11 protein-coding genes are annotated in these 13975 nt (G+C 68.0%); 3 read left to right on the top strand and 8 right to left on the bottom strand.

What is annotated here, in order from left to right; all coding sequences use genetic code 11:
- Nucleotides 1-130 precede the first annotated feature (130 nt).
- From BAY61_RS21925 to BAY61_RS21915, 3 genes are all read right to left on the bottom strand, one after another.
- Nucleotides 131-1252, bottom strand: coding sequence for a baeRF11 domain-containing protein (locus tag BAY61_RS21925; protein WP_091809701.1), 1122 nt, complete (start codon nt 1250-1252; stop codon nt 131-133).
- A gap of 89 nt (nt 1253-1341) precedes the next feature.
- Nucleotides 1342-2940, bottom strand: a complete 1599-nt coding sequence (locus BAY61_RS21920; protein WP_091809702.1) for a hypothetical protein — start codon at nt 2938-2940, stop codon at nt 1342-1344.
- A gap of 21 nt (nt 2941-2961) precedes the next feature.
- Nucleotides 2962-3429 carry a hypothetical protein gene (locus tag BAY61_RS21915; protein ID WP_245865330.1) on the bottom strand — a complete coding sequence of 156 codons (468 nt, stop codon included), beginning with the start codon at nt 3427-3429 and terminating at the stop codon, nt 2962-2964.
- A gap of 46 nt (nt 3430-3475) precedes the next feature.
- Here BAY61_RS21915 and BAY61_RS21910 point away from each other — a divergent pair, with 46 nt between their 5' ends.
- Nucleotides 3476-5560, top strand: a complete 2085-nt coding sequence (locus BAY61_RS21910) for a tetratricopeptide repeat protein (protein WP_245865328.1) — start codon at nt 3476-3478, stop codon at nt 5558-5560.
- 44 nt (nt 5561-5604) lie between these two features.
- Nucleotides 5605-7773 carry a hypothetical protein gene (locus BAY61_RS21905; protein ID WP_091809706.1) on the top strand — a complete coding sequence of 723 codons (2169 nt, stop codon included), beginning with the start codon at nt 5605-5607 and terminating at the stop codon, nt 7771-7773.
- Here BAY61_RS21905 and BAY61_RS21900 read toward each other — a convergent pair.
- Nucleotides 7726-9312 (bottom strand): hypothetical protein, encoded by a 1587-nt coding sequence (locus BAY61_RS21900; protein ID WP_094168509.1) that lies wholly within the window; start codon nt 9310-9312, stop codon nt 7726-7728. The genes BAY61_RS21905 and BAY61_RS21900 overlap by 48 nt on opposite strands.
- 125 nt (nt 9313-9437) lie before the next feature.
- Nucleotides 9438-10412 carry a helix-turn-helix transcriptional regulator gene (locus tag BAY61_RS21895; protein ID WP_091809710.1) on the bottom strand — a complete coding sequence of 325 codons (975 nt, stop codon included), beginning with the start codon at nt 10410-10412 and terminating at the stop codon, nt 9438-9440.
- Nucleotides 10413-10527: 115 nt separating this feature from the next.
- On the opposite strand from BAY61_RS21895, the gene BAY61_RS21890 reads away from it, so the two are divergent.
- Entirely contained in the window at nt 10528-10923 is a 396-nt protein-coding gene (locus BAY61_RS21890) for a RidA family protein (RefSeq protein ID WP_091809712.1), read from the top strand.
- A 66-nt stretch (nt 10924-10989) separates the two neighbouring features.
- Here the strand turns inward: BAY61_RS21890 and BAY61_RS21885 are convergent, their stop codons facing one another.
- The 3 genes from BAY61_RS21885 to BAY61_RS21875 form a co-directional block, all read right to left on the bottom strand.
- Nucleotides 10990-11394 carry a hypothetical protein gene (locus BAY61_RS21885; RefSeq protein WP_091809713.1) on the bottom strand — a complete coding sequence of 135 codons (405 nt, stop codon included), beginning with the start codon at nt 11392-11394 and terminating at the stop codon, nt 10990-10992.
- A gap of 189 nt (nt 11395-11583) precedes the next feature.
- Nucleotides 11584-13089: a sensor histidine kinase gene (locus BAY61_RS21880; protein WP_091809715.1), complete on the bottom strand. Its 1506-nt coding sequence runs from the start codon at nt 13087-13089 to the stop codon at nt 11584-11586.
- Nucleotides 13086-13790 carry a response regulator transcription factor gene (locus BAY61_RS21875; RefSeq protein ID WP_091809717.1) on the bottom strand — a complete coding sequence of 235 codons (705 nt, stop codon included), beginning with the start codon at nt 13788-13790 and terminating at the stop codon, nt 13086-13088. The genes BAY61_RS21880 and BAY61_RS21875 overlap by 4 nt, the downstream gene beginning before the upstream one ends.
- Between the last annotated feature and the right edge of the window lie 185 nt (nt 13791-13975).

Raw genomic sequence — 13975 nt, 5'->3', positions numbered from 1 at the left:
TCAACCGATCGCGGGACAGGCTACTTACCGCTGTCAAGGGCAGGCTTCGCAGAAATCTGGAAACTGTTTCACATTACTTGCGGGAAAGGGCGGCGCTGTAGCTCCACTGTGGACGCTGCCGGTCCGTTTCTCAGAACGCGTACCGGAACACCGCCGCGACCGGCCCGCCTCCGGGAACCTCGTCGGCGCGCACGGCGAAAAGGCGGCCACCCGATGGCAGCACTCGCCTCGCGATCTCGTCGGCGACGCCATAGCTGGAGGCATCGTCCTCGGCGAGCGTGACGGCGCCGGACTCCTCGTCGACGTAGCCGGGCACCTTCGCGTCGATGTCGACCAGCAGCGTGTCGACGACACCGTAGGTCGCGGCGCGGGCGACAGTGGCCAGGTCGGCTGAGGCGCGGCCGTGCGCGAAGCGCAGTTCGAACAGGTCGCCGATCTCGGCCAGCCGCCGCGCGTAGATTTCGTCGAGCACCGTTCGCGCCGCGTCGGCGAGCTCGGCGTCGGAGGCGCCCTCCGGGCTGCCGGGGATGCCGGTCTCGGCAAGATGCGGATAGCTGTTGAGTGAACGGTAAATCCCGTTCAGTGGTTCGGCGGCGGCGAGGATCAGCGGTAGTTCGAGGCCGGTGAGCACACCGCGCAGCGCCTGGTCGACCTTGCGGGCGAACTGGCGCAGCCGGACCTTCTGCCCCTCCGAGCCCTGGAGACGGCCGATCGGGGACCGTTCGGTGATCGACGCCTTGCCAGCGGCTGACGCGGCGTCCGTCGGCAGGCCGGGAACCTCCACGGTGAACGGCGGCCCTTCGCGCGTGACCTCGACAAGGCGCACCGAGCCCGACGCGAGCGCGAGGACGAACGCGGCCTGCGGAAAGGTGACCGCGCGAAGCAGCGGCTTCAGGTAGAAGCGGTCGCTGACCTCGACGAGGCTCGTCAACTGGTTCGGCAACCGGTAGACCGTCACACTGCCGGGTGAAGCGAACACCGCGAGGCTGCGTGCTTGCTCAGCCCAGAAATCGTCGTCCTCGACGAGGTCGTCGAGTGCCTCGCTGACGTCGGCGACGGCACGGCGGTCGGCGTCGGCGTCGGTGAGCTGACGGATGGCCTCGGCAGCCAGATTCTTCAGCTCGATGCGCCCGGCCCGCGCCTGCTGGGTGAGCGAACTCGTCGGAACGTAGATGGACACGCTGACCTGATCCCGCGCGGCGAGCAGCCGCTCAAGCTGGTCACGCGTCGGGATGTCGGTGTGGAGCGTCACTCGTCAACTGTCCCACGGTGCCGACGCCGCGCAAGCCGAGCGCGACGGCGGTAACGGCGTGGATCGCCGTGCCTGCCCAGCGACGACGGTCAGGTCGTGATCGTCAGCGTCGCCGATGTCGCGCCGATGTTCACGCGGACGGTGCCGGGGCGGGCGGCTCTCGTCGTCAGCGACCAGCGGTGGATCGCGGATCCGGCGGCGGCACGGGAAAGCCCGCCGTGGCAGGTGACGGTCTCCCCGCTCCGGAGCTGGGCGATCACCGCATCGGCGGTTTCGGTGACCGCGACTCGCGCTCCCGGATAGCGGGTCAGTGTTTCCGTTGTCCATCGCAGTGCCGAGGGCAAGTCGTCGTGTGGATCCGCGCTCCAGATCACGGCCGCCCTTTCGATCAATCCGGGGTCGGGCGCGATCTCGCTCGCCGCCACATGGTCGAAACCCGGTGGGGTGGCCGGGCCGCAGGGATAACGCTCCAACGTGAGACCGGTGCGGTCGAGGTGCTTCACCGCGACGTCGAACGCCAGTGGCTCGATGATCGCCGCCGCCGGTGAGGGCAGCGGGCGGACACTCGCCGTTCCGGGAGATTCCGGTAGTTCCAATATGTCGTACATGAGGGTGCGCAGGATCGCCGCGGCGCGGCCCTGATTGGCGAACATGCGGCCGGGGAAATCGCCGCCGACCGCGCCTCGCGCGATGGTCTCCTCAAGCTGTGCTCGCAGCGGCGCGCCGGGATTCAACCGGGGCAACAGGGCCAGAAGCTCAGCCAACGGCGAATCGTCCACCACCTCGGCGCCCCCGTCCGCCGCGATCAGCACCGGTGTGTTCAGCGCCGTGGCATAGCAGGTCAGTGACCCGTGATCGGAGACGACGAGATCGGCGGCGACGAGAGCGGCCCGCCATCCTTCCTCCGGCGGTACCACGATCAGGCCCGCGTCCGTCGCCCTCCGCAGCCAGGCCCGGATCTGGAGTTCGCCATGACGTTGCCAGACATTGGGATGCAGCACGAGCACGACCCGGTAGGCGTCCGAAGGCAACGCCGTCACCATCGTCTCCGGCAGGTTCCGCAGGCGGCCGAAGAGGGAACGCGGGCCCCAGGTGGAACAGATCGTCACCACCGTGGTGCCGCTCGCCCCGAACGCCCGCCGGTACCGCCGTCGCAGCGGCAGGCTCGCGATGATGCGGTCGAGGCAGGGATCCCCGATCACCCTTGCCCGCAGCGCGAGCTCGCTGTGCACCGCCTTGACGGTTTCGAGCTGGTCGGGGTGGGCCAGCGTCACGGTGTGCGGGACCGCGCGGCCCGACTCGACGAGGGTGCTTCCCCTGATTCCGGATATGGCACCGGGCTCGGCCGCCGAGTGCCGGTGGTATCCGGCGCCGTGGGCGAGCAACACCAGCGGAGCGAGAATTCTCCCGAGGTCTCCGTTGTCGCTTGCCGCGAGAGCGAGATCGAACCGGGTGCGGATCGCCGTCTCCCAGTTCAGCAGCAAGGCGCCCGCCTTCGTGAGCCTGCCGTCGACCGCGCCGGAGAACGCCGAACCCCTGTCGACGACGAAGGTCACTTCGAGCCGGGGATCCTCAAGCAGCAGCGGGGTGACGTCGGCGAGCCTGCTGACCGCCGCCGGTGTTCTGGCGACGACGAGCACCCGGCGCTGCGGGGTACACGTGTCCCACGTCCGGACGTCGCTCACCACGGAGTTCGCGTATCCGTTCGGTCAGCTTCCGAAGCTGATTCCGCCTTGGATGTCCCTTGCCTGAACGAGATTTCCGCCGACCGTGCCGGTGACGTTGTTGACGACGGCGTCGCCCGTCGCGTGCTGGTCGAGCCGAGTGGAGTTCCACTGCGCGCGCAGCGCCCCCGCGAAAGCGGGGTCGGCGCGCTCGGCCTCGTGCAGCTCGGTCGCCAGCGCGTCGATCAGCGGCGACCCCTCCTCGGCATCCTTGGCCGCTTCGAGCGCGGCCAGTGCTTGTTTCCGGCCGGCGAACTTGTTCCTGACCAGCTCGTAGAGCGAGGTGGCTCCCTTGGTCGCGAGGGCCGAGGCAATCGAAACGAGGATGGGTTCCGGCCTGGTGTCGCTCCAGGGCGATGGACGGCGTTCTCGACGGCCACGGTAGCAATCCACGGCCGAAACCGGCCATCCTGGACTGATCGCGTCGAGTATCGTTGCCGTCACAGTGGGCATGCGGGATCGTGGGGGAGGACGCGTCGGAATGGGTGATGGGGGCCTGGTGAACGACTTTTCCGGGGTGGGCGGTCAGGTGATCCAGGCAAGGGACATCGGGTCGGTCACCTTCGCCGCGCACGTGCCGGAGCCCGTGGTGCCCGCGCAGGCGCCCGCTCCGCCGGAAGGCTTCGTCGACAGGGCGGACGAGCGAGCGATGTTGCGTGAGCTGGCCGCGGCCACGGATGCCTCACGTGATCGCCCGGTGGTCGCGGTGCTCGACGGTATGCGAGGCGTCGGCAAGACGGCGTTGTTGCGCAAGGCGGCGGCCGAGTTGTCCGGCGGTTTTCCCGACGGCGTCCCGCACGTGGTTTTCGGGTTGGACGGGCAATCACCATCGGGAGCGGCCGGAGGTCTGTTGCAGGCGCTGGGTGTTCCGGCCGAGCGCATCCCTTCGGATTTCGCGGGGCGGGTCGCTCAGCTCAGGTCGCTGACCGCGAGGCAGGCGTTGCTGATGCTGTTCGACGACGTCACCGAAGCCGCGCAGGTCACCGCTCTGCTGCCTAGTTCTGGTGCCGCGCTCGTATTGGCCGCGGCCAATACGTCGCTTGAGGAACTGTACGTCGACGGCGCGACGAGAATGCCGCTCACGCCACTGCGGCCGGAACACGCCGTAGCGCTCCTGCGATGGGTGTGTCCCGACGAACGGCTGGCGAGGGCTCCTGAGGACTGCGAGGTGCTGGCCGAGCTGTGCGGAAATCTGCCGCTGGCGTTGCGGACGGTGGCGACAAGACTGACCGCCCGTCCACACTGGACTGTCCGCCGGCTCGTCGAAGAACTGCGAACCACCCCGGATGAGGGCGCGACGCGCCGTTCAGGAGTGCTCGACAAGGTCGACCGCGTTTTCGACACGGTGTACGCGGGCCTGCCCGGCCATCTGCGTGAGGTGTACCGGACGCTCGGATTGATGGTGGGCGGCCGGTTCAGTGTCGAAGTGCTCGCGGCGATGAGTGATCGCCGGGTGCTGGATGTGAGTCATGATCTCGAAGAACTCGTCGACCAGACCGCCATGGTAGAGGCGCGGCCCGACGGCACGTTCGGGCTGCACCGGCTGGTTCGCAGGCACGCGCTGCGGGTGTCGCTGAACGAGGATTCCGAAGCCGAACGGGCGGACCGGCTCAGCCGTGCCGTCGATTGGTGGCTGCTCGGCGCCACCGCCGCCGACGTGGCGAGCACCGGGCCGCAGCGGCTCCGGATCGCCGATCCGGAGCGCCTTCTCGGTGCGGGCGTGGTCGATCTCGACAAGCGGGCGGCGCGGGACTGGCTGCACAGAGAGCGGGACAACATCGTGGCCGCCATGGAAGCCGCCGCGGCCCAAGGCTGGCACGACCGCGCCTGGCGATTGTTCGAAGCCTTCTTCGCCTATCTGGACGCGCGCAGGCCGCTGGCTTTGTGGGTGCGCGCGGCGACGCTCGCGGTGCGGTCGGCGGAACTGGACGGAGATCGTGCCGCTGAAGCCCGCTGCCGGTGCCTGCTCGGCAAGGCATACCAGGAACTGGAGCGCTACCGGGAAGCCGAGGCGGAGCTGGAGCGCGCGCGGGCGATCGCAAGCGAATGCGACGAGCTGCTTCTCGCGTCCACATACGACTTCACCGGCAATCTCTCGCTGCGGCAAGGACAACCGGCCGATGCGCTCGAGTGGTTCCGGAAGGCACTCGACATCAATATCCGCAGGGGCACGGGCAGAGGCACGGCGATGCAGACCTGGTTCGTCGGCAGGGCACAGGGCGCGCTGAACCGGGTCGACGAGGCGCTGGCTTCGTTCGCCGACGCGGTCCGCCTGGCGAACGCGGCGGAAGCGGCCAATCTGGAGCCGAGGATTCTGCTCGACGCCGCCGCCGTGTCGACCGGTGCGGGAAGGTACGACGAGGCGGGCCGGGTCCTGGCCGAGGCGCACGCGCTGGCCGTGGAACTGGAGCTCACCGCGATACAGGCGGACGTGGCCAAGGCCCGCGCGACGCTAGCCGACAAGCTGGGGGACGCCGAATCGGCGCACGATTACCGTAGCCAGGCCGCCGAGGCATACGCGAGCATGGGCAACCCGAGGGCCGCGCGCCTGCTCGCGGGGTTCACCGAGCACGACCCGGCGTGACAGCTCGATACCGTGGCCGATTCACGCAGTGATGGGGGCGAAAGATGACCGGTGTTCCCGACAGCGGGGTGCGCAACGTGCTGGTTGGTCACTCCGGCAACGTCGTACAGGCGGGACACATCGAGGGCGGCGTGCATTTCCACGGCAGGGTCGAACCGGAACCGCCGCACATGGTTCCGCCGCCGACCCCGCATTTCACCAACCAGAGCCGAGTACTCAGGCGGGTAGACGATGCCTGGGCGGGTACCGAGGACGAGACGCCGCACATCATGCTCTTCAAGGGGCTGCGCGGATCGGGCAAACGAACGGTCGGCCGTCAGTGGCTCAAGGCCCATGCCGCTGAGCTTCCTGACGGACAGTTCCACGCCGACCTCACCGGAACCAGGGGCTCCCAGGGACTGGAAAGCGTCAAGCTGCGGGAGTTCCTGATCGCCTCCGGCGTAGCGGACTCCGACGTTCCGGCCACCGCGGAAGGCCGCGCGGCCATGTTCCGTTCCCTGACGAAAGGCAAGAGGGTCGCGGTCTGCGTGGATCAGGCACTGACGCCCAGTCAGGTACGGATGCTGGCCCCGGGGCCAGGGCGATCCGTCATGCTCGTCACGGCGGCGGAAGACCTCACCGGACTTGGCATCGGCGAGCGCGTCACCCCGGTGGACCTGGAGCCGTTCGACGAGGTCGCCGCTCGCGAGCTGGTCGGCAGGCTCATCGGGGCCGACCGGGTCGAAGCCGAGCCGGACGAGGTCGGCAAGTTGATCGAGTTCTGCGACGGCCTGCCCATCGCGTTGTGCGTGGCAGGCGCGTTGCTCGCCGAGTTCCCGCGCCGCCGCATCGCGCGGCTGGTCGCCTCGCTCGACGACAACCAGCGGCGGCTCGCGGTGCTGTCACCGAACCCAGAGTTGTCGGTGGCGGCCGTCTTCGACACCGCCTACGACTGCCTCGGTGAGACCGAACAACTGATCTACCAGGCACTCGGCGCGCATCCGGGGACGCAGAGCGTGACTCGGGAAACACTCGCGCGGGTGCTGCGCATGCGCTACAGCCAGGCGAGCGAGGCGATCGACCGGCTCATCGTCTCGGGCCTGGTCACCGAGACCACCGAGGAACGGCTGAGCCTGCACAGCCTGGTCCGGCTGCATGCTTCGAACACGGCGACTGACGAGTTTCACGACGACGTTCGGGCCCGCTTTCTCGGCTACTACCATGCCGTCGGGGTCGCGGCTGGGCACGCGGTGCTGCCATCGCGCGGGTGGCGCGATCGGCTGCTGCCGCACCTGGCGGCCTTCGACGACCGGGTGCCGGAGAAACCGATGACCTGGCTTGCCGAGGAGCGGGCGAACCTGCTCGCCGCTGCCGAGGCGGCTGAGGAATCGGGAAAACCCGAGTATGCCTGGGAACTGGCCATCATGTTGTGGCCGCTGCACGAACGCGGAAAGCACTTCGCTGATCTCGCGACGATGGGAGAGCTTGGCGCGGTGGCCGCCGCGCGAGCCGGATTGTCCGGCATCGAGTCGCTTTCGCGGATTCAAAAAGGATTCGCGGATTTGCAAAGCGGCTATCCGAAGGCCGCCGCGGAGACGTTCGAGCACGCACTCACCGTCGCCGAAACATCCGGGGTGGAGGATCTGATCGCCACCGCCGTGGAATCGCTCGGGCTGGCGTATCTTGCCGACGGTGACGAGGTGCGGGCCGGTAGGTTGCTGCGGCGAAACCTCGCGCTGGCCGAGGAGCTACTGCGCGAGGCCGGAACGGGCGCCGAGAAATCCCTCATGGAGCGGCGGCGCGCGCTGGCGAGGATGCACCTCGGCAAGGTCCGCGAAGCGGCTGAGGCGACGGAACTGCTGTTCGCGGCCCGCGAATGGTTCGCACGTGCAGCGAAGCCCGAGGTGTTCAACGTCGCCAAGTGTGACCTGTGGCTGGGAATCACTTTCACCCGCGCCCGCGATTTCGCCTCGGCCCTGTCACACCTTTCCGGAGCTCTCGACACCATGCGTGGACAAGGCCGCCACTACGACGAGATGCTGATCCTGACCGCGCTGGGAGATCTGGCCGCGAAACAAGGAGACGACACGGCGGCGACGGATGCCTACGAGCGCGCTTCGGTGATCGCGGCGGTTCGCTTTCCGGACCAGGAAAGGGAAATCCGGTCGAAGGTCGCGGCGGTGGAACTATCCGATTCGGACGGTCAGCTCGACCAGTCGGGAACCGTGGCGTAGCAACATTTGGGACGGCAGGTCCGCGAGTTCGCGGCCGTCCGTCAGCCACGCGTGCACCAGCGAAGCGCACAACCTCCCGTGCGCTTCGGCCCCGCCGAAGCGAATCCAATGCCCTTCCCTTGTGACCACTTCCCACGCGCCGTCACGGCTTTGCCCGGTCGCCAGAAGACATCCGGGCAGGGCACGCAGCAGGGCGGGGCCATCCGCTGGATCCGGAACGACCATGATCTCGGCCAGTTCGAGCATCCGGCGCGCCGGTGTCTCGGTGTCGCTGACCAGGTGGGTCCCGGAGGGCAGAGCGTCCTCGACGGACATCAGTTCGGCCGGATAGCGAGTGATCTCCACCGTCGCGTCGTCCACGAGTTCGGCGCGTACCAACTGCGCGGAGGCTTCCCGGATACCTTCGGTGGGTACGGGGACGGTCCGGACCTCGGCGGGATCTGCCGGTTCGGGTAGATCGAGCAACCGGTAGAAAGCCTTGCGCAGCAGGGAAGCCGACTCGCCGACAGCGGAGGAAGCCAGCTCAGTGACCGGTCGCAGGGTTTCCGGGTCGTGCTCACGGATGACGGCGTCGGACCGCGCGGCCAGGTCCTGTCCCGGCTTCCACCGGGGCGCGGCACGCAAGAACCGGCCGACGGCCGAATCCGGTGCCATCGTGTGTTCCGGCGCTCGGGCCAGCAGTACGGGACGGCCGATGGCGGCGCCGTAGAAGGGCACCGAGCCGTGGTCGCCGATCACCAGGTCGGCCGCGACCAGTGCGGCCCGCCACCCTTCCAGTGGCGGGAGCACGGTGACGCCCGCCCGTTCACAGTCGTCCAGCCAGCGCGCCACCTGCCACGACGAGTGCCATGCGCCGATATTGGGATGCAACGCCACGACGACCCGGTACTCGTCGAGCGGAAGTCGCGCCATCTCGCGGATCGTCTCCGGGTGCTGCGCCAGCAGCGATTGTTCGCCCCACGTCGAGGACACCAGTACCAGCCGTTGGCCGCGAGTGACACCGAACGCGCGCCGGTAGACGGGACGAAGAGGTGCGCTCGCGAGCATCCGGTCCAGACATGGGTCTCCGGCGACCAGAGCGATGTGCGTCGCGCCGGGACAAGATCGGCGAAGCCGGTCCAGTTGTTCCTCATGGGAAAGGACAAGCAGGTCGGCGACAAGGTCACCGTGCTTGTCGTAAAGCCATTCCGCGGAGAGCCCGAATACGTTTCCTGTTCCTGGTTCCCGGTTCAGGTACTTGTTGTAGCCGATGCCGTGTGGCAGGACCACTTTGGGCGCGGGCCGGAAGTTCAGCTCATCGCCGAAGCTCGCCGAGATGACGAGATCGATCTTCGAGTCGCCGAGCGTTCCTGGTTCGTGGAGCCGGATGCCGTGTTCCGTCAGGAAACGGTCGGTGCCCTCGGTGAACGCGGACGAGCCGGGGATGGTGAAGACGGTCTGGATCCGGTCGTCGTGACCGAGTAACTGGAGGACATCGAGCAGGCGGGTCGCCGCGGTGATGTTGTGCACGATCGCGAGCACCGTGCGTTGAGACCTCACGGTCGCCCAGTTGCCGCCGATGGTGATGACATCCTGACTCTTGTGCGTGTGCTCGCTCGAAGGTACTCGGGAGACCTCGGCCGCGATCGCGAGCTTGTCCGCGAGGTGGCGTGGCTCACCTGCGCTCAGGTAGAAGCTTCGTAGGTGGCGGCGATCGCGGTGGCGCGGTCACGCAGACCGGCGCGCAACGATTGGGGAGTCAGGGCTTCCGCGTCCGTGCCGAGCTGCCACAGCGCCCATTCGGCGTGCCGGGAATCCTGAAAGGTCACTTTTAGCCGCAGCAGGCCGTCGTCGTCGGTTTCTTCGGCGAGAACGGCGAGCGCGGTGCTCACCACTTCGTCCCGCCGTGCCGGATTCACCCGTGCCAGCACGGTGATCGTGTCGCCGCCTGTCTGAAACCGCGTGCCACGTTCCTGCCAGGCCCGGTCGAGGTCGACCCGTTCCGGTCGCCGCGCCGGTTCGGCAAGCGCGGTGGCGGCAAACACCCTGGAGAGCCGGTAGGTGCGGTCGGCGCCGGATCGCGTGGCCAGCAGATAGCCTCGGTCGCGCACGGTGACCAGGCCGATCGGGTCCACCGTGCGCCACTTCGCGGGCTGGTCGGCGGCCGCGTAGCGGATGCGCAGTTTGGTTCCGGCGAACACCGCGCGCCGGACCTCGGCCACGATGGGCTCCGGTACCTCCTCGGCATCCTGTCTTCGTGACAACAGGTCGGTCTCCGGGTCGATGAGCAATCGCTCCGCTACCCCGGCCGCCGTGTCCCTGTGGTGCTCGGGTAGCGCGTCGACCACCTTGAGCATCGCCGAGGCGAGTGCCGAGCCGAGGCCGAATGCCTGAGCACCGCGCCGCGATCCGGCGACCAGCAAGGCAAGTGCCTCGTCATGGTTCAGACCAGTGAGCTCGGTGCGGAAACCGGGCAGCAGCGCGAAGCCGCCGTGCCTGCCGCGTTCGGCGTAGACCGGAACACCGGCCGAGGACAGCGACTCGATGTCGCGCAGCACGGTGCGAGTGGACACCTCCAGCTCACGGGCGAGCGTCGTCGCGGACAGTCTGCCGCGCTGACGCAGCAACAGCACAAGCGAGACCAGCCGGTCGGCGCGCATAGCGCGACGGTACCGGAATACCCGACAGAGGATGTCGTGATTCGTTGCGAGGCTGATCAGTACGACGGCGAAGCAAAGCCGTCCTCGCGACGATTCGAATGGAACTGATGTGGCAATGCAACGAACGGCGGTCAACCCGGTCACGTGGTCGGCGGAGCTGGGATTCAACCAGGGCGAGCTCGTCTCAGAGAACACCCGGACCCTCTACTGCGCGGGGCAGACCGCGATGGACGGCGAAGGCAAACCCCAGCATGCAGGTGACATGGCGGCGCAGTTGGCGCTGAGCCTCGGCAACCTGGAGGCCGTTCTCGGCGAGGCGGGCATGTCGCTCGCCAATCTCGTGCGGCTCAACGTCTACACCACGGATGTCGACCTGCTTTTCCAGCACTACGGCGTGCTGGCGTCGCGGCTGGGCGCCGAGGGCGTCGCGCCGGTCACGACGATGCTCGGGGTGAGCAGGCTGGCGATCCCGGCCCTGATGGTCGAGCTTGAGGGAACCGCAGTCGGCTGAGATCGGCGGCCGAGCCAGGCTGGTGGACGGAGGGCATCCGGCCACCAGCCTGGCAAGGAGATCGGATCAGTGGAAGACCACGTGGTCGGCGAGAACCGTCTTCCCGTCCTTCTGCACGTCGCCGGAGGCGGTCACCTCGTCACCGGCCTCGGGAGTGCCGTTCTCGAACTCGACGACGGAGTCGGGGGTGAGGACGAAGTCCAGCCCCGGCGCGCCGGGGTGGGAGACGACGGAGACGACGGTGACCTCGCCCCATTCGGTGTCACCCCGCTTCTCGATCTTGCTGAGCTCGCCCCTGACCTTGATCTTGTGCTCCTCTTCGGGCAGGTCCACCTGCTGGGTCTGGCTCGCTTGGCTCCTCGCGGGCTGGCTGTCGGCGGACGCGGCGACTGCCGTCCCGCCGAGAGCGATCGCCGGAAGCAGGACGAGGCCGGCGACGACGCCGACGCGGCGGGTGATCTTGGCGGACATCTTGTGCCTTTCGCGTTGGTGTGCCGGTCTTCGAGGACCGGATGAACACAGCTTGTCCGTCCTGTTTGAGCGATCTCGGAGAAGTTCTGGGAGAGTTCTGAGAATCGCGAGGCACGGCTAGCAAGGCGAAGCCGTTCCCGCTGGCGAACCCTCGCCGGCGTTCAGAGAACTCTCAGAACGTTCCCGGATTCACTCAGCCGCTTCTGAACTCGCGGCGAGCGGCAGCGACACCCGAAACGTCGCTCCGGCGCCAGGGGCCGTGGTCAGCGAAATGGTTCCGCCGTGCGCGGTGACCAGTGAGTGCGCGATGGCGAGGCCGAGCCCCGCACCGCCACCATCGGAGCGGCTGCGGGAATCGTCGGCGCGATAGAAGCGGTCGAACACGCGCGCCTGCTGTTCGCTGGTCAGCCCCGGGCCGACGTCGGCGATCTCCAGGATGGCCCGATCGTCCACAGTGCCGACGCCGATGCGGACCGGTGTGCCTTCGGGGGTGTGCCGGACGGCGTTACCGACAAGATTGGTGACCACCTGCCGCATCCTGGCTTCGTCGGCGCAGGCTGGTGCGGCCGAGGGCGCCTCGCCGTCAGGGCCGGTGAGTTCGACAGGGCGGGACGGATCGAGCGCGCGCACGTCGTGCAGCGCGTCGGCGGCCACGGTCCGCAGATCCATCGGAGTCAGGTCCAACGAGGACGCGGGATCGCGTTGTTCGTCGAGGCGAGCGAGCAGCAGCAGGTCTTCGACGAGCCGGGTCAGCCGCAGCGACTCGCGCTCGATGCGGTCCATGGTTCGCTCGACGTCGGCCTGTGCGGTCAGCGCTCCCATCCGGAACAGCTTGGTGAACCCCCGGATTCCGACAAGCGGGGTGCGCAACTCGTGGCTCGCGTCGGCGACGAACCGCCGCATCCTGGCTTCGGACCGCTCCTTGGCCGTGAAGGCCGCCTCGTTCTGCGCGAGCATGTTGTTCAGCGCGCCGGAAAGGCGGCCGATCTCGGTGCCCGGCGCGGCCATGGCGGGAACGCGCTGGCTGAGGTCGCCTTCGGCGACACCCGCCAAGGTGACCTCGATGCGCCGCAGCGGTCGCAGCCCGGCTCGGATGGCGAACGATCCCACCACGGTGAGCACGATCAGCAAGCCCGCTCCGGTGGCCAGTGAGATGGTGTTCAACCGCGTGATGGTCGCCTGCACCTCGCTCAGCGAAGCGGCCACCACCACGGTCTCGCGGCGAATCTGCACGCCGGAGGTTCCGTCGGCGGCGATGTTGCTCGTGGTCAGCGCGAGCACCCGCCAGGTTTCCGAACCGTCCTTGCTCGGAACGTCGAAAGGGCGCCCGCCGCGCGTGTCGACCGCCGCGATGTCCAGGCGTGGCAGTGCGGGGTCGGTGGCACTGGGCCGCCCTCGGGGGAGTTGTTCGACGATCAGCGCGCCGTCCGGGTCCAGGAACGCGACGTAGTTGTCCCAGAATCCGCCGTCGTCGGCGAAGGTCGTCGTTTCGAAGGAATCGGGGGAGCGCACCTGCTGCGCCATGCCGGTCGCCATCGGGCCCAGTTGCGCGTCGATGCGGCTCATCAGGTGGTTGTGCAGAAAACTGGTCACGATCACACTGCCGACGGTCAGCCCTACGGCGAGCAGCAAGCTCGCGATCAGCAGTACCCGGGCGCGCAATGAAAGGCCGCGTGACCTCCGCGGATTCGTCACGTCCTTGGCTCGCGGAGCACGTAGCCGATGCCGTGCACCGTGTGCAGCAGCTTGGGCGTGGTCTTGTCGATCTTGCGGCGCAGGTAGCTGATGTAGGTGTCGACGATGCTGGGATCGCCGCCGAAGTCGTACTCCCAGACCTGGTCGAGGATCTGCCGTTTGGACACCACCGTGCCCGCGTTGAGCATCAGGTACCGCAGCAGGCGAAACTCGGTCGGGGACAACCTGATCGGCGTGTCGGCGCGCAAGACCTGGTGTCCGTCCACCTCCAGTTCCAGGTCGCCGACCCGCAAGGTGTCGCGAGGAGCGCGGCCGCCGGAGCGGCGGAGCACGGCGTGGATCCGCGCGATCAACTCCTCCGGGTCGAAGGGTTTGGTGATGTAGTCGTCGCCGCCGAGCCTGAGCCCGTTGATCTTGTCGGCGGAATCGTCGCGCGCGCTGAGGAACAGGACGGGTACCGGAACGCCCGCGCCGGCTTGCTTGCGGAGGCGCTGGATCACTTCGAAGCCGTCCATGTCCGGCAGCATCACGTCCAGCAGCACCAGGTCAGGGGTGTTGAGCCGGGCCTGCTGGAGTCCTTCGCCGCCACTGGCGGCCGAGGTCACCGCGAAACCGGCGAATCGCAGTGTGGCGGCCAGGAGTTCGCGCACCGTGGGTTCGTCGTCCACGATGAGCAGATTGGTTCCGGGTTCGGATGCCACACTGAGCCTTTCCTGGTAGCCGTGCCGGTGCCGAACAGTGTTGTGACACAAGGCGAAACCCCGGCATGAAAAGGTTCCCTTCCGGGAGCGGCTTCATACCGGGGCAGCACATCGGGATGAGTGTCACATACCCGGCGAGGCCGGTTGCCGGAGACCGCCGCCACAACCTGCATATCTAACAGGAA

The sequence above is a fragment of the Prauserella marina genome (assembly GCF_002240355.1).
Taxonomy (GTDB): Bacteria; Actinomycetota; Actinomycetes; order Mycobacteriales; family Pseudonocardiaceae; genus Prauserella_A; species Prauserella_A marina.
This window is presented reverse-complemented; position numbering and strand designations above follow the sequence as displayed.